Here is a 22,418-nt window from a genome sequence, read left to right as displayed (position 1 = left end):
CAAGTGAGCAAACCAAGAAGGAGGCGGCGATGGTCAGCAGCTATTTGATCTGTGATGTGTGCGGGCGCTTCGGCCCACCGGCCGGTTTCCTGAGCCAAAACGGCTTGCGTCTCTGTTATCAGTGTTGGTTTGAGGAACAGCAGGACCTGCAACCGTCCGCCCCGGAACAAGGGACTGCATCCAGCGAAGCGCCTGACAAGGCTCGGGCATACTCCAAGCCACCCTCGCAGGGTTGAGGTTCTCGCAACCGTGTCAGCGCCAAGGCGCTCAAACCCGTTTGTCGGCGGACGGCGCCGAGGCGACAACCGTTGCTGCTTCGCCCGCCGCGGGCACGGATCGATCTACCCCCAATTGCGACAGCAACATGCCGACGAACATTAGCCCGCAGCCGAACAGGCCGCGCTCCGTCAAGGTTTCGTTCAACCAAAGCCAACCCGCCAGCACCGCGAACACGGTTTCCAGGCTGAGGATGATGGCGGCGTGCGCGGGCGGCGCATCGCGCTGGGCCACCACTTGCAACGTGTAGGCAACCCCGACCGACAACAGGCCGCCATAGAGAATCGGCAGCGCCGCCGCTTCCAACCCTGGCAGGGTGAGCGACTCGGTGGCTATCGCCACGATCAGGCTCAGCACCGCGCAAACGCTGAATTGCAAACACGCCAGCAACACCGGCTCGACGTGTCGGCCCGACAACCAGCCGATCAACAGGACATGACCGGCCCAGAAAAAAGCACCGACCAACACCAGCCCATCGCCTTCGGCCAGCGTGAAAGCATCGGTCACGGTCAGCAAATACAGGCCGATCACGGCCAGCACCGCGCCGGCCCAGGTCGCCCGCGGCGTGCGCTGACCCCATAGCAAGCCGACCAGCGGCACGATGACCACGTACAGCCCGGTAATGAAACCGGCCTTTCCCGCGGTCGTGTACACGATGCCGACCTGCTGCAACGACGCGCCAGCGAACAGCAGCAGGCCCGCCAGCAGGCCCCCGCTCAGCATAGCCCGCTTGTTCCTGGCTCGGGAACGCGAAGCGGCGCGCCGGCCGAGCCACAGCCAGGGCAACAGCGCCAGCGCGCCCAGCACGAAACGGACGCCGTTATAGGTGAAGGGACCGACATGCTCCATGCCCACTCGTTGCGCGACGAAGGCGGAACCCCAAATGACGGCCGCCACCAACAAGAGCAATTCCGCTTTCAACACCTTCGAAGTCAACATGTCGATCATTTCATCAGTTCGGTCCGCTCCGGCGCACGTTGGGGATCAGCGCGACGCACGCGGGCGGTCATGGGAGCGAGCGCGGCATCATACCGGACTTGACGGATTCCGGCATGGGCGCAACGGCTGGAGCCGCTTTATATACGATGAGCGGTCGAACAATGATGGCGTTCGAATGGCAAGTTTGCTTGCCCGGCAGCGGAAAATCCTTATACTTGCAGTTCTCTCTCCCAGCCGGGATGGCGGAATGGTAGACGCAGTGGACTCAAAATCCACCGGTAGTGATACCGTGAGAGTTCGAGTCTCTCTCCCGGCACCAATCTTCAGTCGCTCTGTTCCTTCTCCGCTCGACCAGCGACGACGTTCATGCCCGAACACCCCGCTGTCTCCACCGTTCTTGCTTATTTGCGGGAATTACAGGACCGGCTGACCCAAGCCCTCGAAGCCGCCGACGGCGCGGCGATCTTCGCGGAAGACGCTTGGCAGCGTCCAGCATCCGATGGCGCTCTCGCGGGCGGCGGCCGCACTCGCGTCCTGCGCGACGGGGCGGTGTTCGAACAGGCCGGCATCAACTTCTCGCACGTCGCCGGAACCCGGCTGCCGCCCTCCGCCACCGCCCAACGCCCGGAACTGGCCGGACGGAGCTTCGAGGCCATGGGCGTGTCGTTGGTGGTGCATCCGCGCAATCCTTACGTTCCCACTTCCCATGCCAATATTCGGTTTTTCAACGCGGCGTCCGAGCAGGCCGAACCGGTGTGGTGGTTCGGCGGCGGTTTCGACCTGACGCCGTATTACGGCTTCGAAGATGACTGCATTCACTGGCACCATACGGCTCGCACCGCTTGCGAACCGTTCGGCCCGGAGGTCTACCCCCGTTTCAAACAGTGGTGCGACCGTTATTTCTTCATCAAGCACCGCAACGAGCCGCGCGGCAGCGGCGGGCTGTTCTTCGACGATCTCAACGACTGGGGCTTCGAGCGCTGCTTCGCATTTCTACAAAGCGTCGGCGACCACTATTTGCCAGCCTATCTGCCCATCGTGGAGCGGCGGCGGGAGCTGCCCTACGGCGAACGCGAGCGGGCGTTTCAACTGTACCGACGCGGGCGTTACGTCGAATTCAACCTAGTCTACGACCGGGGTACGCTGTTCGGCTTGCAATCCGGCGGGCGCACCGAATCCATTCTGATGTCGCTACCGCCCCTGGTTCGGTTCGAATACGCCTGGCAACCCGAACCCGACAGTCCGGAAAGCCGGCTTTACGAGCATTTTCTCAAGCCGCGCGACTGGTTGACCTTAGAGGACTACCAAAATGTCGGGGGCGATTGAATCAGCGCGGAAGCTCCACTCGCGCTTCCAACCCACCCCGCGGATGATTGCGCAAGGTCAATTCTCCACCGTGGGCGCGGGCGATGTTGCGCGCGATGCTCAAACCTAGGCCGGTGCCGCCGGTGTCGCGGCTGCGCGAGCTTTCCAGCCGATAAAACGGCTCGAACACCCGTTCCAGTTCCGTTTCTGGAATGCCGGGACCCTGATCGCGAACGCGCAGCGTCACCCGCGCCGGCGTGTCCTGCACGGCGATCTCGGCGCGCTGGCCGTATTTCAAGGCATTGTCCAGCAGATTGGTCAGACAGCGCTTCAAGGCCAGCGGCCGGCAGTGCAGCGGCCGATCGGTTGCGCCGTCGATGCGGATGGCCTGACCGGTGTCTTCGGCGTCCTCCTGGAGCGATTCCAGCAAGGCGTTGAGATCGACCGGCGCGAGCGGTTCGCTGTCTTCGCCGCCGCGTAAAAAATCCAGCGACGCTTGCGCCATTCGCTGCATGTCGTCCAGATCGGTCAGAAATTTCTCCCGCAGTGGCGCATCGTCCAATAATTCGGTGCGCAGCCGCAGCCGGGTGATGGGCGTCTTGAGATCGTGCGAGACGGCGGCGAGAATGCGGTTGCGATCTTCGATATAGCGGATCAACCGTTCCTGCATGGTGTTGAAGGCGCGAGCGGCGCGCTGGACTTCCAGCGGCCCGCCCTCGTCCAGCGGTGGCCGGCGGATATCGCGGCCGAGTTCGGCGGCGGCATCGGCCAGGACGGCGAGCGGTCGGGTGAGCGCCCGCACCGCCAAACCCGCCAAGATCGCCACCGAGGCCAGCAACACCAGCAAGATCAACAACAAACGGCCCGGCCAGGCGATCACCTCCTCCGGCAACACCTGCTGGAAGGTCACCGTCGCGCCATCGCGCAAACGCACCTGCACCACGAAATTGCGCAAGCCCAGCAGCATGGCTTGCATCCGCCAGCGCGGCGGTCGGTCGACTCGGCCCCGCCATGCGGGCGGCTGATCCGAATTCAACCAGTGCGGCCGGTCCCGCGGTGGCGGCGGTGGCGGCAACTCATCGTTGATTTCCAATTGGAAAATCCGATCCGCGCCCAACTGACGCTGCAACAACGCGCGGAACAGCGTTGTGTGATAGCGCTCGTCTGGCTCCACCGTCTGTTCCCAAGGGAGTTCGAGGCTGATGCGAGTGGGCGGCAAATCCAGCGCGGTGACCAGCCGCTGGCGCTCGCTTTCAGTCAGGGTGTCGAGCAGATTGACGATGGCGGCAATGCGCTGGGCGACATGACCGCCGATGGCATGGTACAGCGCCTGATCGCGGTCCTTGAGCAGGATCGCCGCGCTCAGCAATTGGGCGATGATCAGCCCGCCCGCCAGAAACAGCAGCAGGCGGCCGAACAGCGATTGCGGCAACCCGCGCATCAAAACTCCCGGCTGACGTGAGCCGCCAGCAGGTAGCCTTCGTTGCGCACGGTCTTGACGATGGCCGCCTCGCGGGAATCGTCGCGCAAGCGCCGCCGCAGCCGGCTGACCTGCACGTCGATGCTGCGGTCGAAGGGAGTGGCCTCGCGGCCTTGGGTCAAATCCAATAATTGATCTCGGTTCAACACCCGCTGGGGATGCTCCAGAAACACCCGCAGCAGCCGGTATTCGCTGGAACCCAGCGGGACCAGCACCCCATCGGGCGCAACGAGCTGGCGGGCCTCCACATCCAGCGTCCAGCCGGCGAAGTGCAAGCGCCGGGTCTCGCCCGGTTCGGCGGGCGCGCTGCGGGCGCGGCGCAAGATGCTGTTGATCCGCGCCAGCAGTTCGCGCGGGTTGAACGGCTTGGGCAGATAGTCGTCGGCGCCCATTTCCAGACCGACGATGCGGTCGGTATCGTCGCCGCGCGCGGTCAGCATGATGATGGGGACCGGCGAGCGGGCGCGCAGGTTGCGGCATAACACCAGCCCGTCGTCGCCGGGCAGCATCACATCGAGGATGACCAAATCCACCGATCCCTGTTCCAGCGCCGCCCACAGTCCGCGCCCGTCGGCCGCGCCACTCACTCGGAAACCGTTGCGGCCCAGATAGTCGGCCAGCAGTTGGCGCAGTTCGGGGTCGTCGTCCACGATCAGAAGATGGTCGTTCATACCTTGAAGTCGCGTTGAAACTGTTGCGATTGTAGACTGTTCGCAAAACCGGGGTTTTAGCGGATTCGCGATTTTTGCAGCCGATCTGACTGAATCACCGTTCGCCGCCGTACCGTTCGATTTGGCCGTGCTGTGGGGCTGATACAAAGCGTTACAAAATGCCGGTTCCGGCAAAATCCCGGTTACATCCCCAGTGTCTAATAGCCCCAAGCAAACAACAGGAGTCGAAGATGAAACCGTTACGTAAAAAGTTGTTGGTCGCCACCGCTGTGGCGGGTTTGGGTTTGGCCGCGGTCGGATTTGCCGGCCCTTGGGGTGGCCACGGCATGACGGGCGGCGGCATGGGCGATTGCGGCATGATGGGCGGCGGCATGGGGAAAGGGCACGGCCGGATGGGCGGTAACCCGGAACAACGGATGGCGATGATGCAGCAGCATCGCGCCGAACAAATGGAATTACTGGCGGGACGGCTCAAGCTGACGCCCGAGCAGCAGACCGCCTGGAAAGGCTTTCTGGCCGCGCAAGACGCCCATCATGCCGATAAGATGAAAATGTGGCAGAACGCGCGGAACCAGGAAACCGGCGCGGTCGCCCATTTCGAAGGCATGATACAAGGCATGGAGCAGCATTTAGCCAGCCTGAAGGCCATGGCCAAGGCGACTGGCGATCTGTACGCCGCGCTCGATCCAGCCCAGAAAAAAGCGATGGATGATTTCTTCGCCAGTCGACCCATGCACCGCATGATGCGCGGCGGGCCGTCAGCTCCACCGGCCCAACCCGCCCAATAACGCCAAATCCGTCAATTGCTATCAACGGGGCGACACTCGACGCCGCTCGCCCCGATTTTTTTGCAAAGCAGCATCCTTTCCCCTTGCTTTTCTGCTTGGTTGGCCGCCAACTCATTTAAAATAGGGTCGAACACTCCAAGTCGATCAAAGCGGCTAAAGACGAAAAAGGTAAGGGCGATGCTGGAACAACAGATTCAGAAAATCATCGAATTGCGCCATGACGCACCTTACGACATTCTGGGGCCTCACCCAGTCGCGGGGAAACGAGCGCTCACGATCCGCGCTTTTCTGCCGCGGGCCGAACAGGCTTATGTGCTGGCGGATGGGAAAGGCAAGCGCGAAATGCGGCGGCTGCATCCAGACGGCTTGTTCGCCATCGACATTCCAGGCGTCACCGAACTGGAGTACCGGCTGGTAACGGTCGATGCCAACGGCCATGCCGACACCTTTCACGACCCTTACGCCGTCCGTAAGCCCTTCTTCACTCAAGCGGACGGGCGAGCGTTCCAGCGCGGCGCTCTCGATGCGCTATCCGGCAAGTTGGGCGCGCATCCACGGGTCAAAAAAGGGCTGAGGGGGATCAATTTCACGCTCTGGGCACCTCACGCCAGCCGGGTCAGCGTGGTCGGCTCCTTCAATCAATGGGACGGCCGCCGCCATCCCCTGGAGCGGCACGACTCCGGTGTCTGGGAAGTCTTCATTCCCGATCTCGAACTGGGCGAGCTGTATAAATACGAAATCCGCAACGCCGAAGGCGCGGTGTTTCTCAAACCCGATCCGCTGGCTTTTCAGACCGAAATTTATCCGCATAATGCCGCCTTCATATGCGACCTCAAGCGCCATCACGACTGGCACGACAGATTGTGGCTGGCGCGCTTGCAGGAAACCCCAGGCTGGACCTTGCCGGTCGCCGTGCACCGGGTCGATTTCGGCGCGGGCAGCGCCAGCCCGGAGCGCGTCTCCCGCTACAGCCAACTGCAAGAGCTCGTGCTCCCACACCTGCGGGCGCACGGCTCCACTCATGTCGAGTTGGCTTTGTGGACTTTCGACGAAACGGTGTCCAGCTATTTCGCGCCCAACCCGCGCTACGGCCGTCCCGCCGAATTGATGGCCTTCATCGACGCCTGCCACCAGCACGGCATCGGAGTGATCCTCGACTGGATTCCGCCGCTGCTGCCGCGCGAGGGTCAGGAGTTGAGCTGGTTCGACGGTTCGCGGATTTACGACGCTGATGCTCCGGACGCGCCGAACCTGTTGGCTTTCGATCTGGAACGCCCGGAAGTGCGCAACTTCCTGTTGGCCAATGCCCAGTTCTGGCACCAGGTTTATCATGTGGATGCATTGCGGACCGATGTCCGCACCTACGCCGCCCGCCTCAAGGGCCACCCCATGACGGCCGATTTGCGCTTTCTACTGCGGGAGAACGCCGCTATCGGCGCCACGTTGACCGAAACGGAAAGCGCCGTGCTGGCCGGCCATTTGGGCATTGCACCGCCAGAACCCGTTGCCCGCGACACCCTGATGCGGGCCGCCCACGACGCCATCCAGGATGGGAAAGACGCCAGCCACGGCGCTGGAGACGGCGCCAAACTCCAACACGAGGACAGCGGTCCGCTTTGGAAAGAGCCGACAAAGCAGCGTCCCTATATCGCCCGGCGATTCACCGATCCCCACGCCCTGCTAGGACCGCACCCGCTGGCGGAACCCGGTTTGTGCGTGGTTCGCGCGCTGCTGCCGGACGCCGAAGCGCCTTGTTTGCTGCTCGAAAGCGCGCCCAACCTGCTGCATCCGCTGCAATGGGTGCCGGAAGACCGGCTGTTTGAGGCGATCGTCGCCGCCGATCCGACCGCGCTACGCTATCGGCTCAACGCCACCGAACACGGCTGCAACCATACTTTTGTCGATCCTTATGCCGCCACTTTCTCGTTCCTGGGCGATCAGGATTGCTATTTGTTCGCCGAAGGCAACCACTACCAAATTTACGAGAGGCTGGGCGCGCACGTTTGCGAAGTCGACGGCCAAGCCGGGGTCAACTTTGCGGTCTGGGCGCCGAACGCCCAACGGATCAGCGTGGTGGGTCCGTTCAACTACTGGGACGGCCGCCGCCACCCGCTGCGACTGCGGCCGGGTTCGGGCATCTGGGAGCTGTTCGTGCCGGGTCTGGGCGAAGGCGAACTCTACAAATTCGAGATCGTGCCGCGCAGCGGACCCGCGTTTCTGAAAACCGATCCATACGCCTTTTACACCGAGGTTCCGCCCGGCACCGCCAGCGTGGTCTACGACCCCGACGGCAAGTATCCCTGGCACGACGGCGAGTGGGTGGAGCGGCGGGCGCAAAACAAGGTTTGGGAACGGCCCGTGGCCATTTACGAAGTCCACTCCGGCTCGTGGCGACGCAAGGCCGATGGCGAGTTTCTGTCTTACCGCGAACTGGCCGACCAGTTGATCCCCTACGTGTTGGAGATGGGCTTCACCCACATCGAATTTCTGCCGCTGGCCGAACATCCCTACGGCCCGTCCTGGGGCTATCAAATTTCCAATTTTTACGCCCCCACCGCCCGCTACGGTCGGCCGGAAGAATTGATGGAGCTGATCGACCGCTGCCACCAGCACGGCATCGGCGTGATTTTGGACTGGGTGCCGGCACATTTTCCGAAAGACGCCCACGCCATGGCCTGGTTCGACGGCACCTGTCTGTACGAGCACGCCGACCCGCGCCAGGGCGAGCATCCCGATTGGGGTACGTTGATCTTCAATTACGGCCGCCATGAAATCGAAAACTTCCTGATCGCCAACGCGTTGTACTGGCTTAAAACTTTCCATTTCGACGGACTGCGGGTGGATGCGGTGGCGTCGATGCTGTATCTGGATTATTCCAAGAAAGACTGGATTCCCAATCAGTACGGCGGCAACGAAAATCTGGAAGCCATCGAATTTCTCAAGCACACCAACGCGGTGGTGCACGCTCAGTTCCCCGGCGTGATGATGATCGCCGAAGAATCCACCGCCTGGCCGAACGTGTCGCGGCCCACCCACATGGGCGGGCTGGGCTTCGGGTTCAAATGGAACATGGGTTGGATGCACGATGTGCTGTCCTACATGAAAGAGCAGCCCGAGCACCGTCGCCACCACCATCACAAACTAGATTTCGGCCTCAGCTACGCCTTCAACGAAAACTTTATCCTGTCGCTGTCGCATGACGAGGTGGTGCATTTAAAGAAATCGCTGCTGGGCAAGATGCCCGGCAACGAACGACAGCAGTTCGCCAACTTGCGGGTACTGTACGCCTTCATGTACGGCCATCCCGGCAAAAAGTTGATTTTCATGGGCGGGGAGTTCGGTCAGCCGAGCGAGTGGAACCACGATGGCGAACTGGAATGGCCGCTGCTGCGCCAGCCTCACCACCAACGCTTGCAAACCTTCGTCGGTGCTTTGAACCGACTCTACGCCAGGGAGCGGGCGCTGTATCAAGTCGATTTTCGCGGCGCCGGTTTCGAATGGCTGGATGCGGGCGGCGCGGAAACCAGCGTGCTCGGCTTCGTCCGCAAGGCCCGCGATCCGCGCGAGGCGCTGCTGTTCGTGCTGAATTTTTCAGACCGACACTATTCTCACTATCGGATCGGCGCGCCGTATCCGACCACGTATCGGGAAGTATTTCACAGCGACGCCCACGAATACGGGGGTTCCAGCAAGATCGTGCCGGGCTATGCGATCACCGCCGAAGAGGTCTTCAGCCACGGCTTCGCCTTTTCCATCGTGCTGAATCTGCCGCCGTTCAGCGCGGTGGTGCTAAGGCCGGACCCGTTGAAATTGGAATAACTTGGCCCGTTGATCCAAAGTCGGACCCGGCTTGATGCCCGCCGCGACGGGTCTGACCGCCCTCAAAGCGCCGCCTAAGGTCTAGCCACGTTTCGACTGATGCTCCCATCAGGATTGGCGCGCACATAATCCCCGGTGTTTAAGCGGAGAACACTATTGTGGGAGCCCGTGCCCGCATAGACCGGCACGTTGATGATGCGGGCGAAAGCGGCGAGCAATTTCTCGTTGTTACCGATCTCGCAATTTTGCAGATGCACAAAACCGCTTTGATCGAATTTACCTTTGAGCAAACCCAAGATTTTGGAAAAAGAATCGATATTTTTCTCGTCGATGCAATCGCTACCGATTTCCATTTGCTTCGGATTACCGTGATCGAGAATATTGAGCCTGCTCATTTTGCGGTTTTTATTGAACCTGCGAAAAAACTCAAGACGGTCGATCACGTTCTGCACCATGGTATTGGTGTCGGTCATCGTCACCGTGCCTGGCATTTCAACCAAAATATTGTAGGCAGCGAGCGCGCCGCCTACTACGGGTAAGCCGTATAAGCTAAGCAAGGGCATGTTGAGCGGGCCGGTTCGTTGCAGAAACGCCGCAGCCCCGGCCATCGCGGGCAAACTGAATTTTTCTATCCGAACATCGATAGCGGTTATTTCTATGCCCATGGCCATGTCCCCTGAACTCTATCGGCTATGCCGCGGCGGACCTATTCGGTCTTTCAAGATTCAGGGCGATCATCACTTAAAAGAATTTCACAGCCATTTCAGAATCCTGGAGTTTTATTAAGTTTGTAACCAACGTGTAAAAAGCGGCTGGCCCAACGACAAAACACTCTCCGTCAGCCCGCCAAACTTTTGAGTACCGCCCGCGCGGGCGCGCCATCGCCACCGGCCAGCTTGAGCGGTAGCGCGATCAGTTCGTAAGGACCCGGCTCGATCTCGGCCAAATTTAAACCCTCCAGAATCACCACGTCGGCTTCCAACAAAGCGATGTGAGTGTCCGGCCCGTCGTGAAAGCGTTGCACTGATAGATAATCGACGCCGATCAAGCGCAAACCGCGCGCCACCACCCAGCGCGCGGCGTCGGCGGTCAGCGCCACGAAATCTTTGCGGAATTCGCGCTCGCCCTGCCGCCAGCCCTCGGAATTGCGGGTGCGCAGCAACAAACGCTGCGTGTCGGCGGGTAAATCGAGGGCTTCCAGATCGCGGGCGCTAACCGCATCGACGCCCGGCAACGCCGCCACGACCGCCGGCCCGAGCAAGGCATCCAGCGCTAGTTGGGTCACATCCGTACCGTTCGCTAAAAAGTGAACGGGCGCATCGACATGGGTGCCGGTATGGACGCCGAAGCTCAGCGCGCCGTCGTTGACAGGATCGCCCCGCGCCATGTCGCGGCGGCGGGTGAATTCAACGGGCGGACTACCCGGCCAACGCGGCAGCTCGGAGGAAATGGTCAGCGAAATATCGAAATATTGGGTCATGGCTTCAGCTCCACGAAGATAATGCTGTTCACTCGAACTCCCGCGTGGCTCCAACCGCACGACGGGTTTGCTTCTTATCGCCGAGCCGCCGCTTGGCGTCCATGCGCCGCTGCTTGGCGGCGCGCGAAGGCTTGGTTTTAAAGCGCGGCTTGGGAGCCTCGGCCGCTCTTTGAATCAAGTCGATCAACCGTTCGATGGCGTCCTGCCGGTTGCGCTCTTGACTGCGAAAACGGCGGGCGGTGATCAGCAATTCGCCGTCCTGCGTCGCCCGGCTGCCGGCCAGCGCCAGCAACCGCGACCGCACCGCATCCGGCAGCGACGGCGAATGAGCCGCATCGAAACGCAACTCCGCCGCCGTCGCGACTTTGTTGACATTCTGACCGCCGGGGCCGGACGCCAGTTTGAATTGAAAGTGCAGTTCGTCCTCGGCGATGTGGAGCTCAGGCGTTACCTCGATCATGGTGGATTAGCTCCCGATCCCTTCCAATAGCCGCTCCACTGCCACCACTCTGCTCTGAGCATCGGCCAATTCCTTGATAAAACGCAGCTTGTCCTTGCCATCCAGCTTGTAGACGTGGTGTTGCTGTTGGATCAGTTGGACCAGTTTAACCGGGTCCACCTTGGGTTGCGGCCCAAAGACGAGCCGCCCACCTTTGGGACCGGCTTCGATTTTCTTGATCCCGATGGGTGTAGCTTTCAATTTCAAGCCGGTGACCCGGAATAGATTCTTGACCGGCTCCGGCAACAGGCCGAAGCGGTCGATCATTTCGACCTGCAACTCGCGCAGTTCGGCCTCGTCGCGGGCGCTGGCGATCCGCTTGTATAAAATCAACCGGCTGTGGATATCGGGCAAGTAATCGTCGGGAATCAGAGCCGGGCTTTGCAGGTCGATCTCCGGGCCGTGATCCAGCGGCCGATCCAACTCCGGCACCCGTCCGGCCTTGAGCGCCTGCACCGCCCGCTCCAGCAAATCCATGTACAGGGTAAACCCGACTTCATGAATCTGGCCGCTTTGCTGCTCGCCCAGCAGTTCGCCCGCGCCGCGAATTTCCAGATCGTGATTGGCCAGCATGAAACCCGCGCCCAAATCCTCCAGCGATTCGATGGCCTCGATCCGCTTGATCGCGTCCGCCGTCATCGCCTGGCGCGGTGGGACGATCAGATAAGCGTAGGCGCGGTGGTGCGAGCGGCCGACCCGGCCGCGCAACTGGTGCAATTGCGCCAGCCCCAGCTTGTCGGCGCGATTGATGAGGATGGTGTTGGCGCTGGGCACGTCGATGCCCGATTCGATGATGGTCGTACACAACAGCAAGTTGCAGCGGCGATGGTAGAAATCCAGCATCACCTGCTCCAGATCGCGCTCGCGCATTTGGCCGTGGGCGACGGCGATCCGCGCCCCCGGCGCGAGCTCGGCCAACTGCGCGGCCATCCGTTGGATGGTGTCCACCTCGTTGTGCAGGAAATAAATTTGCCCGCCGCGCTTCAATTCACGCTGGCAAGCTTCGCGGATCGTGGCCGGATTCCACTGGCTGACGAAAGTCTTGACCGCCAGCCGACCGGCCGGCGGGGTGGCGATGATCGACAGCTCGCGAAGACCGGCCATCGCCATATTGAGCGTGCGCGGGATCGGGGTGGCGGTCAGGGTCAGCACGTCCACCTCGGTGCGCAGGGCCTTCATCCGTTCCTTATGCTTCACCCCGAAGCGGTGTTCCTCGTCGATGATGGTCAGTCCCAGATTTTTAAAGCGGACATCGTTCTGCAACAGCTTGTGGGTGCCGATCAGGATATCGACCTTGCCCTCGACCAGCGCTTTCAAGGTCTCGCTTTGCTGCTTGGCGGAACGAAAGCGAGACAGCAGTTCGATCCGCACCGGCCAGTCGGCGAAGCGGTCGAGAAAATTTTGATAGTGTTGCTGGGCCAGCAGCGTGGTCGGCGTCAGCACCGCTGTCTGGCGGCCGTCCTGCACCGCCACGAAGGCGGCGCGCATCGCGACTTCGGTCTTGCCGAAACCGACATCGCCGCACACCACCCGATCCATCGGCTTGCCGGCGCGCAAATCGGCGATCACCGCGTCGATGGCTATCTGCTGGTCCGGGGTTTCCTCGAACGGAAAGGCGGCGGCGAAAGCGGCGTAATCGGCTTCGCTTAAAGTGAAGGCGTGACCGGGCCGAGCCTCGCGCCGGGCGTAGATGTCGAGCAATTCCGCCGCCGCGTCGCTGACTTGCTCGGCGGCCTTGCGCCGGACCTTTTCCCACTGGCCGCTGCCGAGTTTGTGCAGCGGCGCGCTTTCCGGCGACGCGCCGGTGTAGCGGCTGAGCAAATGCAGCGAGGCGACCGGTACGTACAGACGGTCGTGGTCGGCGTATTCCACCACCACGAATTCGCCGTCGATGCCGGCGACTTCCAACCGCTCCAGACCCTGATAGCGACCGATCCCATGTTCCTCATGCACCACCGGCGCGCCGGGATTGAGGTCGGTGAGGTTGCGGATGATGGCGTCGGGATCGCGGTTGGCCACCCGCCGCCGGGTCTGCCGCGCCCGCTCGCCGTACAACTGCGGTTCGGCGACGATCGCCAACGGCGGTTCGGTCAGCAGCAAACCTTGCTCCAGCGGCGCGACCGTCAGCGCCAACCGCAAATCCTCGCGCGCCAAAAACTCGGTCCAACTCTCGCAAACCGTCGGCTTGATCCCGTGGCCGCGCAAGGTCTCTAGCAGCACCTCGCGCCGGCCGGCCGATTCGGCGGCGAACAGCACCCGTCCGGGAAAGCCCGCCAAAAAATCCTCCAGCGCGGCGGCCGGTCGCTCGGCGCGGGCTTGAAACGGCAACAGCGGCGGCGGCGCGGTGGGAAAGTTGACCTCGCCATCGCCCGCCTCCCGCAATTCCACCCGCAGGTAACGGGCCAGCGCTTTCTCGACCTGCGCCGCTTCGACAAACAACAGCGGCGGCGGCAACAGCGGTCGTTCGGCGTCGTACCGGCGCTGCTCGTAACGGTCCAGCAACTGCTCTTGAAACCCCGCCATCGCCGCGTCCACCCCTTCCAAGCGCACCGCCAGCGTCGCCTCCGGCAGATAGTCGAACAGGGTGGCGGTTTGCTCGAAAAACAGCGGCAGATAGTATTCGATGCCGCCAGGCGCGTTGCCGGCGCTCACTTCGCGGTAAATCGAGCTACGCTGCGGGTCGCCTTCAAACTGGCGCCGCCACGCCTGGCGAAAGCGAGCGATGGTGTCTTGATCCAGCGCGAATTCTCGCGCCGGCAACAGTTCGATCTGTTCGGTCTTGGCCACCGACAACTGAGTATCCGGATCGAAGTCGCGGATGCTCTCGACTTCATCATCGAACAATTCGATCCGATACGGTCGTTCGGCACCCATCGGAAACAGATCGAGGATCGCGCCGCGCACCGCGAATTCGCCGTGCTCCACCACCTGAGAGACACAGGTATAGCCCGCCGCTTCCAACCGGCGGCGGAAATCCTCCAGATCCAGTCGCTCGCCCACCTTCAGCAGTAGGGCGTAACGATCCAGATAACCGCGCGGCGCTAACCGTTGCAGCAGCGTCGCCACCGGCACCACCAGCACCCCGCGCCGCCGTTGCGGCAGGCGGTAGAGCGCGGCCAAGCGCTGCGACACAATGTCTTGATGCGGCGAGAACACGTCGTAAGGCAGCGTTTCCCAATCCGGGAACGCCAGAATGTCCAATTCCGGCCCGCCAAACACCCGCAATTCGATTTCCAGCCGCAGCGCGGTCTGACTGTCCGGCGCGACCGCCAATACCAACCCGCGATAGCGATTGGCGGTGGCGGCGATGATCAACGCAGCGCTGGCGCCATGCAATTGCCCCCAGTGCAGGGTTTTTCGAGTATCGGGCGGCAGGATAGGTTGTAGCAAATTCGACGCAGCGGCGTCCTCGGTAAGCACGGACATGAAATTTTGGTAAACCGCATTGATAAAGATATCGGTTATTGTCCCATACCCACGTTGCAAACGCGCGAGGCGGCTTTTGATGTATTTATTCCTATACAAATTAACCTTATTAGTCTTCTAAAAGCACCTAAAATAGACATAAGTATTTCTGCAATACGCTTAATTTGCCCAAAAATCGGCCGATATAGCCCTCAACGATTTTCGATGGAGCAGGCTTGCCTGAAATCCTCAGTCATCACCAACAAACCAGAGATACTCATGTCCACTCCTCATCGTACTTTGAGCTGCCACGATCATTGCCATTATCACGCTCACTCCGCTCTCAGCCGGCGTCGCTTCGTCCAGCTTGCCACGCTCGGTAGCGGCATCGCCTTGCTGGGACTAGCGGCTCCCTGGCGGTTGGCAATGGCCGAAGCCGGGCACGGCGCGGCTCCCTCCGCCCAAACCGGGCATGGGGTCGATCCGCAAGCCAACACCGGGCATGGGGTCGATCCGCAAGTCGGTATCGCCCCGGCACACACTGCCGAAGCCCTATTACTGAGTTGTATGGATTACCGGTTGATCGATGACATTACCCACTACATGGACAAACGCGCCATGACCAACCAGTATGACCATATCGTCCTGGCAGGCGCTTCACTGGGTGTACTGTCCGACTATTGCAAGGAATGGAAAGAAACCTTTTGGGAACATCTCAAAATCGCTATCGACCTCCATCACATCAAAAAAGTCATTCTGATGGACCATCGCGACTGCGGAGCTTACAAGGTGATTTTGAAAACTGATTTTTCCAAGGACCAACAGATAGAAACGCGCGTCCACGGCAAATTCCTGCGCGACTTGATGGTGGCGATCCACAAACGCTATCCAGAACTGGAAGTCGAAAGATTGATGATGAATCTTGACGGCACCGTGCAAAAAATAAGCTGAACGGGCCAGAATGAATCCGACTGATGCCGCGCCCTCGCGCGTGGCGTTGCTCGGATTCAGCGAACCTCATCCGGTCGTGGCAAGGTCGGCTGGATGGCGAGCAGCTGATTTTCACGCACCAGCGCGGCGGCCTGTAGCTCGCCGTAATCAGCGGCGACAAAAAAAGCGCCAATCGCTCCTGTCGGCGGTAGAGTTTGCCGAAATTCCAGTAATGCCTTGCAATAGTGCTGGTTGCAAAGGTCCGCCCGCATATCTCGCGACAGGGCGCAGCCGTCGCGTTGATGGAAGATGCACGACCCCTGGTAGCTTCGCCGGCCCACGCGGCTCAGATAAGCCCCCAGCACGTCGCGGGGGCGCTGGTCGGGGTGTTCGGCCCGGTAACGCCGGATGGTTTCGACCTTTAAATAAGCGTGATCCCCTCCACCCTCGCAGCAGCGGCCTTTACAACACGAGCACGCCATACCCAAGACCGCTCGCGCTTCAGGGGTCGGATCGGAAACGACGGGAGGCGCCTTTTCTTGCTTCGAAATCGGTTCGGGCGGCAGCGCGGACTGGTCGATGAGCGCCATCAGATGCTCTCGAAAAGTCCGGCGGCGCTGTGTTGGCAGGCTGACGAGTTTGGCCGTGAAGGCCGGAATCACCACCAGCGGAAAGACCTCCGGTTGGCTGAGTCCAAAATTGCCCATCACCCGGTCGCGCAATTGGATCGCTTCGGCGACCTCTTGTTCGATCAAAGCCTTAGTGCGGGTTTGCCGGCGCTCGGCGACTTGGCGCGAGAATTCCGCAAGGCCGACGCGCTGGCAGTCGAGCGCCGCGCATAGCCGAGTCGGCAATTCCGACAACGCCAGCGGCCGCCCGCACACCTTGCACAACTTCTGCTGTCGCCGCAACAGCGCATACTGCCAAGCGCATTCCCGCCGGCCGCATAATTTGTCGTGCCGCGCGCGCCGCGACACCAGCGGCGCGGCGCATATCAGACAGGCCAAAACCGCGCTCGACTTCGATTTTTCGCTCATGAGGCTTCACCAAACTTTGGGACAACCGCCAGCATTCGATCTTCTGACAGAGCCAAACTCAATCTCCGTTGTAAGGATATTGGCACTCATCCTCTTTGACGATCAGGTTGAAACCAACCCAATTCAGAGCAAGATGTCTTAAAATTGAATCCGACTCACTGGGTGAGTTGGTCCTTCCCAGCAATTTGCAGGCCAGGAGTCTCGCTCAAGCGCGCTCGCGCCTGCGTGTCGGCCAGGACGGCCGCAACTGGAAACCGCTTCGTTGCCTTTCAAAATCATGATTAATTTAGGGGAGCCCTTATGAGGTCAATCCGCATGGTTGTCGCCGCTGTTCTGCTTACCGGATGTGCGTCCCAGCAAATCACCCAACCGGCCCCGTCACCGACTCGAACGGAAACTTGCCATCCGGTGACGGAGCCCGAAATCGCCGCCCTGTTCGATCGTTGGAACAACTCCTTACAGTCGGGCGATCCCCGCAAAGTCGCGGCCAATTACGCCGGACATTCGATTCTGTTGCCGACCCTTTCAAATGAACCGCGCCTGACACCCGAAAAGAGAGAGGACTATTTTCATCACTTTCTAGCCGATCAACCTTCCGGAAAAATTGACTTCCGCCATATCGATTTGAGCTGTAACGTCGCCACCGATTCCGGGCTTTATACCTTTAGCTTCGCCAAAACAGGTGCCGTCGCCAGCGGTCGCTACAGTTTTACGTATGAATGGGACGGCTCGGATTGGTTGATCACCAGCCATCATTCCTCTCTTATGCCGGAGCAAGCCTCGAAGGCCAAAGCGGTTAAAGCGGCGGCAAGAAAACACTGAGCAGGCCCCCTTGGCCCGGAGCCGCTTGAACGGTCTCCGGGAATTCAGGTCATTATGAACCAGTCCTATTGACCCCACCGGATCGGCGCGCTGCAAATCAGCCTCAGCGGCCGGATGGATTTCATTTTTCAGAGCCGCGCTCGACCTCAATTGACTATTTCCATTTCGGCGGAACCCAGCAAGCGCTCGCAGCTTGTTTTGATTGTCGCGGCGCTGGCGTTGATCGCGCTGGTGCTGTTCGTCACCTTACCCTCACGCCTCAAGATTTTGGATGTACTCAACGACACAGCCCATGCTCCGGCTCTGGGCGCGTTCGCGTTTATCGTGCTGCGGTTGGTTCGGTTGGGACAACAACCGATCAAAAGAGCATTCGGTTACGGGATCGCCTTTCTGACCGCCGTTGGCGTTGGCGCTTCAATCGAGATTGTCCAATCCTTCATAGACCGGGATGCCTCGCTGGGCGATTTGGAAACCGACGCTCTCGGCGCGGCGTGCGTCTTGGGAATCGCCGCCGCGTTCGACCGAAAATTGTGGTTGGCCCACCCGCAATCGACTGGCCGGATCGCCACCGCCGTGTTGGGCGTGATCTGCGGCTTGTGGGCCTTGTTACCGCTGGGTCAAGCGGCGGTTGCTTACTTCGATCGGGCTTCAGCATTTCCGATCGTGGCGCGCTTTTCAGCGCCGCGTGATCTGTACTTTATCAGCAGTCCCACGGCAACGCTGTCGCTGCAACCGCTTCCCACACAATGGGCACGACTCGATGACGCTTTGAGCCTGCGCGTCGCTTATCTCGCAGCGACCGTTTGGCCGGGCGCGAGTCTTGACGAACCAGAACCCGACTGGCGCGGTTTCTCAGCGCTACTCTTGGATGTAACCAATCCGGCGGCAACCTCTCTACGGTTGATGGTGCGCGTTCACGACGCAGCGCACGACCAACGGCATGAAGATCGCTTCAATCGCGACTTTGAGGTGATGCCCTTGAGCCGGGCTGTCTTACGAATACCGATCCAAGACATACTCACCGGGCCGGTTGGCAGACCGCTGGACTTAGCGCGGATCGCCGGAGTCGTCATCTTCGCGAACATGGAATCGGTCCCGGTAGGCGGATATTTCTATCTGACTAAAATCTGGCTTGAATGAAGCCGGAATGATCGATGATGGCTTAAAGTATTTTTATTCAATGTTAGTCGGCAGTGTTTTTTCGTTTTTTTATCTCGTAAATGGCGATTCCTGAAACAAATTGGAATCATTCTTGCAAAAACTTCATGCGGCGACGTTGAGATTGATCAGTACACCCCTGATCATGCGTGATGATGAGCTGTTCACCACTCAAAGACGGCAATATATTCTTGAGAGGCAACCTTTAAACCATCGCAGAAAAATTCACTATTTTATGTGGAAACTCACGAGTAGAATTAGTGCCAGCTCAAGCATAAAAAATCGCTATGCTGTAGCAATAATTCAAAGAAATTCATCGAAAAAATACTATGGCTTTACCCTTGTCGAATTGTTGTTAGCACTTACTATAGCTGGAATTTTGGCGATGATTGGCCTAAATTCTTATCGTATTTATTATGACCGTTTGCAAATCAATAATGCAAAAAATGATATTTTAATTATCGAATTGGCAATCCAACGTTTTTATACCATTAATTCTACCTATCCTGAGACTTTAAACGAGCTAACGGAGCAAATCCCTTTATTGGATCCATGGAAAAATCCTTATCAATATTTGACTATGAGTGACGCTAAAGGAAAAGGCAAGGTGCGCAAAGATCACAACTTGAATCCATTAAATACTGACTATGATCTGTACAGTGCCGGAAAAGATGGAAAAAGCGTTTCGCCGTTAACCGCAAAGGCGAGCCAAGATGATATCATTCGTGCCAATAACGGAGGATTTATTGGGTTAGCTTCCGACTATTGATAGCAAGCGACAACCCCATTTGCATTATGAAAATCGAACTGACTTTTCTCCACAGCAAAGTCGCACGAAGAATATTTTTACTATTTATTATCTCAGCGCTAGTACCCGTTATATTACTGGCCGTGTTGTCGTTTAATCAAATAAACAATGTCCTTACCAACCAGCAGTCTGAACAGCTTAAGCAAAAAAGTAAAAGCTATGGCATGGCACTTCTAGATCGTCTGCTATTATTAAAAATACAGTTGGATTGGACCGCTCAAAATTTTCGCCAGAAAGAGCTGACTACAGACTCAAAAACAAACGAATCGATCAACCTGAAAACTGGCGGTAATTTTGAAAAAATAACATTAATGATCGATCCAAAGCAGCCTGTGCCCGCTCTCGCTAATAGCGAAAAACTAAAAAAACTACTTCATGATGGAAACGATCATCTTAAGACAGGCAGCAGCATCCTCCTCAGCGAGTATCAGCCTTATTCGTCGGTAAGAATTTTTCTAATTCAATTGCTTGACCCGCAAGCTCCAGAGAGAGGGTTGCTGATTGGAGAAATTGATTCAACGCATTTATGGGGCGATACTGACTCACTTGGATCTGAAGTACAATTTTGTATTCTCGATGAATCTGGCAGCGTACTGTTCTGCTCTCACCAGAACCATGCAATAAGTTTACAACAACTAAGCGCCCTGAATAAAACGCTTACAAGTCAATTCACCTGGCACGCTCCAAATGACGAAGAATTCTTAGTAAATTATTGGGCAATTTTTTTAAAACCTCATTTCTTCATAGCGAAATGGACCGTGGTAATTACCCAACCAAAAGCCAGCTCATTAATACCCATAAAAGACTTCAGTACTATCTTTGGATTTATTAGTGTATTAACACTCGCTATCGTAGCATGGTTGAGCATTCATCAGATTCGCAGAAACTTAATCCCTCTCGAAAAATTGATGGAAGGCGTACGGCGTATTGCCAACAAAAACTTCAAGAAACCGGTTGAAGTCACGAGTGGCGACGAATTTGAAGATCTAGCTGATTCAGTGAACCATATGGCGGTTCAAATTGACAAGCAGTTTCATATCTTATCCACAATGGCAAATATCGATCAATTGATCCTTTCAACTTTCAAAATTGAGGACATTATTAAAATCGTCCTCACACGCACTCAAGAAATTATCGCATATGATTGTATTAGTATAATAGTAAAAGACGGTGATCAAACCGCAGCCTATCGCGTCTATACTTTGGTTGAGCTATTTAGAGAAACCATCATTTCCGACCTGCTGGAGCTAGCCCCGACAGAGCGCCAGCATCTGTTGGTAAATCAGGATCACTTGGTGGTTTCCAACCAGAATGACTCGCCTGCTTATCTTGCTTCCTTGAAAAAGCTTGGGGCTGTTTCATTTTTAGTGCTTCCTATTGCTCTAAAAGAGGACTTATCCGCTATAATCTGCCTCGGGTATCGAAAATTATCTACTTTAAAGGAAGATGATATTCTTCTGGCCCGAGACTTTGTAAATCGTGTAGCCGTTGCTCTTTCTAATGCAAGCTGGGAAGAGCAGCTCTATTACATGGCTCATTACGATAATTTGACAGGATTACCTAACCGTTTGTTACTCAAGGATCGACTACAGCACGTTCTGGCGCTGGCGGAACGTAAAAAATCTTTTGTAGCCGTTTTATTTATTGACCTAGACCGCTTTAAACATGTGAATGACTCTCTAGGGCATCTGGCGGGTGATTTACTCTTGTGCGAGGTCGCCCAACGATTGGTCAAGAACTTACGCAGGGAAGACACGATCGCGCGACTTGGCGGCGATGAGTTTGTTATTGCGGTTTCCCACTTTGAAAATGTTCAAGAACCGCTAGCGGTGACCACCGCCATTACTAAAAAAATCATATTTGAGCTATCGGCACCTTTCGTTATCGATGACCGTGAAATTTATTCAACAGCCAGTATTGGTATTGCGTGCTATCCCACGGATGGGCAAACCAGTCACGAGCTTTTAAAAAATGCCGATTCAGCGATGTATCATGCCAAATCAATCGGTAAAAATAATTATCAATTTTATTCAAAGATTTTGAATGCCGCTGCCCTAGAAAGATTGGACATGGAGAATAGCCTTCGCCGTGCGTTGGAGCGTTGCGAATTTGAACTTTACTACCAGCCAAAAATCCAAACCACTACTGGAGCAATTTGTGGGGCCGAGGCTTTGTTACGGTGGAATCACCCACAAAAAGGGCGAGTCTCACCCGCACAATTTATTCCTCTTTGTGAAGAAATTGGCTTGATTATTGCCATTGGAGAATGGATCATTCAGACGGTATGCACGCAAGTCAAGAATTGGCACGATCAGGGTTTTTCATCGTTGCGGATCGCCATTAATCTCTCGCCGTTACAATTTCGACAACCTGATTTGATCAAAAAAGTCGAAACCATTTTAGCTATTGCCGGCCTTGATCCCGATAAGTTGGAGTTTGAAATTACTGAAAGTGTGGCCATAGAGGATATCGATAAAACCATTGCAACACTGAAGGCCTTTAAAAATATGGGCTTACATCTCAGCATTGATGATTTTGGCACAGGTTATTCTTCATTAAGTTATTTAAAGCGCTTTCCCATTCATAACCTCAAGATTGACCAATCTTTTATTCGCAACCTTCATACCAGCTTTGAAGATGCAGCCATTGTAAAATCAATCATTACTCTAGCCCATAGCCTAAAACTTAGGGTTATCGCCGAAGGCGTTGAAACGCAGGAACAACTTGCCTATCTTCAAGGTCTTGATTGCGATGAAATTCAAGGGTATTTGTTCAGCCCCCCGATTTCAGCGGATGCATTCAGCAAATTGTTGGCCTCTACAAATACTAAGCTTGTAAAAAAGCTTGCGCAGGATTTCTGATTGTCCCGCTTCCTGCGGCGACTTGTGTCATTTTCTTGTAAGGCCCAACCGGATGAATTAATTTTGAAGAGCCCACCATTGATTAACCGACCGATCCAAGCTTCTTCTGTGCTTTGCGCTGGCCGCTGAGGCGGATGCCG

The 22,418-nt window shown here is 57.5% G+C and carries 17 protein-coding genes and 1 tRNA gene; 10 read left to right on the top strand and 8 right to left on the bottom strand.

Annotation, left to right across the window (positions count from 1 at the left end; translation table 11 throughout):
* The first annotated feature begins 29 nt into the window (after nt 1-29).
* A complete protein-coding gene (locus tag IPK09_14355; protein ID MBK7984782.1) occupies nt 30-236 on the top strand; it encodes a hypothetical protein in 207 nt (68 codons plus the stop codon).
* Between the two features lie 31 nt (nt 237-267).
* On the opposite strand, the gene IPK09_14350 is transcribed toward IPK09_14355, so the two are convergent.
* Nucleotides 268-1,212, bottom strand: coding sequence for a DMT family transporter (locus tag IPK09_14350; GenBank protein MBK7984781.1), 945 nt, complete (start codon nt 1,210-1,212; stop codon nt 268-270).
* Between the two features lie 236 nt (nt 1,213-1,448).
* Here IPK09_14350 and IPK09_14345 point away from each other — a divergent pair.
* Nucleotides 1,449-1,534: transfer RNA gene (locus tag IPK09_14345), tRNA-Leu, on the top strand.
* Between the two features lie 47 nt (nt 1,535-1,581).
* Nucleotides 1,582-2,541 (top strand): oxygen-dependent coproporphyrinogen oxidase, encoded by a 960-nt coding sequence (gene hemF / locus IPK09_14340; protein MBK7984780.1) that lies wholly within the window; start codon nt 1,582-1,584, stop codon nt 2,539-2,541.
* 1 nt (nt 2,542) lies between these two features.
* Here hemF and IPK09_14335 read toward each other — a convergent pair whose 3' ends face one another.
* On the bottom strand, nt 2,543-3,964 hold the full coding sequence (locus IPK09_14335; protein ID MBK7984779.1) for a HAMP domain-containing protein: 1,422 nt from the start codon (nt 3,962-3,964) through the stop codon (nt 2,543-2,545).
* Complete coding sequence (locus tag IPK09_14330; protein ID MBK7984778.1) at nt 3,961-4,671, bottom strand: response regulator; 711 nt, start codon at nt 4,669-4,671, stop codon at nt 3,961-3,963. Before IPK09_14330 ends, IPK09_14335 begins: the two co-directional genes overlap by 4 nt.
* A 230-nt stretch (nt 4,672-4,901) precedes the next feature.
* Between IPK09_14330 and IPK09_14325 the strand changes: the two genes are divergently transcribed.
* Together IPK09_14325 and glgB are read left to right on the top strand one after the other, a co-directional pair.
* On the top strand, nt 4,902-5,459 hold the full coding sequence (locus IPK09_14325) for a Spy/CpxP family protein refolding chaperone (protein MBK7984777.1): 558 nt from the start codon (nt 4,902-4,904) through the stop codon (nt 5,457-5,459).
* A gap of 177 nt (nt 5,460-5,636) precedes the next feature.
* Nucleotides 5,637-9,278 (top strand): 1,4-alpha-glucan branching protein GlgB, encoded by a 3,642-nt coding sequence (gene glgB, locus IPK09_14320; GenBank protein MBK7984776.1) that lies wholly within the window; start codon nt 5,637-5,639, stop codon nt 9,276-9,278.
* A gap of 74 nt (nt 9,279-9,352) precedes the next feature.
* Here the strand turns inward: glgB and IPK09_14315 are convergent, their stop codons facing one another.
* The 4 genes from IPK09_14315 to mfd form a co-directional block, all read right to left on the bottom strand.
* Nucleotides 9,353-9,949 carry a DUF4347 domain-containing protein gene (locus IPK09_14315; GenBank protein MBK7984775.1) on the bottom strand — a complete coding sequence of 199 codons (597 nt, stop codon included), beginning with the start codon at nt 9,947-9,949 and terminating at the stop codon, nt 9,353-9,355.
* Between the two features lie 167 nt (nt 9,950-10,116).
* The gene (locus tag IPK09_14310) at nt 10,117-10,758 is read right to left on the bottom strand and encodes a cyclase family protein (protein ID MBK7984774.1); all 642 of its coding nucleotides are present in this window, start codon (nt 10,756-10,758) and stop codon (nt 10,117-10,119) included.
* A gap of 28 nt (nt 10,759-10,786) precedes the next feature.
* Nucleotides 10,787-11,218 (bottom strand): aminoacyl-tRNA hydrolase, encoded by a 432-nt coding sequence (gene arfB / locus IPK09_14305; protein ID MBK7984773.1) that lies wholly within the window; start codon nt 11,216-11,218, stop codon nt 10,787-10,789.
* 6 nt (nt 11,219-11,224) lie between these two features.
* Nucleotides 11,225-14,683: a transcription-repair coupling factor gene (mfd, locus tag IPK09_14300; protein ID MBK7984772.1), complete on the bottom strand. Its 3,459-nt coding sequence runs from the start codon at nt 14,681-14,683 to the stop codon at nt 11,225-11,227.
* Between the two features lie 6 nt (nt 14,684-14,689).
* Here mfd and IPK09_14295 point away from each other — a divergent pair, with 6 nt between their 5' ends.
* A complete protein-coding gene (locus IPK09_14295) occupies nt 14,690-15,613 on the top strand; it encodes a hypothetical protein (protein ID MBK7984771.1) in 924 nt (307 codons plus the stop codon).
* A gap of 56 nt (nt 15,614-15,669) precedes the next feature.
* On the opposite strand, the gene IPK09_14290 is transcribed toward IPK09_14295, so the two are convergent.
* Nucleotides 15,670-16,629, bottom strand: a complete 960-nt coding sequence (locus IPK09_14290) for a hypothetical protein (protein ID MBK7984770.1) — start codon at nt 16,627-16,629, stop codon at nt 15,670-15,672.
* Nucleotides 16,630-16,929: 300 nt separating this feature from the next.
* Here IPK09_14290 and IPK09_14285 point away from each other — a divergent pair, with 300 nt between their 5' ends.
* The 4 genes from IPK09_14285 (at nt 16,930) to IPK09_14270 (ending at nt 22,278) form a co-directional block, all read left to right on the top strand.
* Nucleotides 16,930-17,451: a DUF4440 domain-containing protein gene (locus IPK09_14285; protein ID MBK7984769.1), complete on the top strand. Its 522-nt coding sequence runs from the start codon at nt 16,930-16,932 to the stop codon at nt 17,449-17,451.
* A 150-nt stretch (nt 17,452-17,601) separates the two neighbouring features.
* Complete coding sequence (vanZ, locus tag IPK09_14280) at nt 17,602-18,591, top strand: VanZ family protein (GenBank protein ID MBK7984768.1); 990 nt, start codon at nt 17,602-17,604, stop codon at nt 18,589-18,591.
* A gap of 253 nt (nt 18,592-18,844) precedes the next feature.
* Nucleotides 18,845-19,378, top strand: a complete 534-nt coding sequence (locus IPK09_14275) for a prepilin-type N-terminal cleavage/methylation domain-containing protein (protein ID MBK7984767.1) — start codon at nt 18,845-18,847, stop codon at nt 19,376-19,378.
* Nucleotides 19,379-19,404: 26 nt separating this feature from the next.
* On the top strand, nt 19,405-22,278 hold the full coding sequence (locus tag IPK09_14270; protein MBK7984766.1) for an EAL domain-containing protein: 2,874 nt from the start codon (nt 19,405-19,407) through the stop codon (nt 22,276-22,278).
* Nucleotides 22,279-22,418: the final 140 nt, after the last annotated feature.

It is taken from the genome of Candidatus Competibacteraceae bacterium (assembly GCA_016713505.1).
Lineage (GTDB): Bacteria > Pseudomonadota > Gammaproteobacteria > Competibacterales > Competibacteraceae > Competibacter_A.
This window is presented reverse-complemented; position numbering and strand designations above follow the sequence as displayed.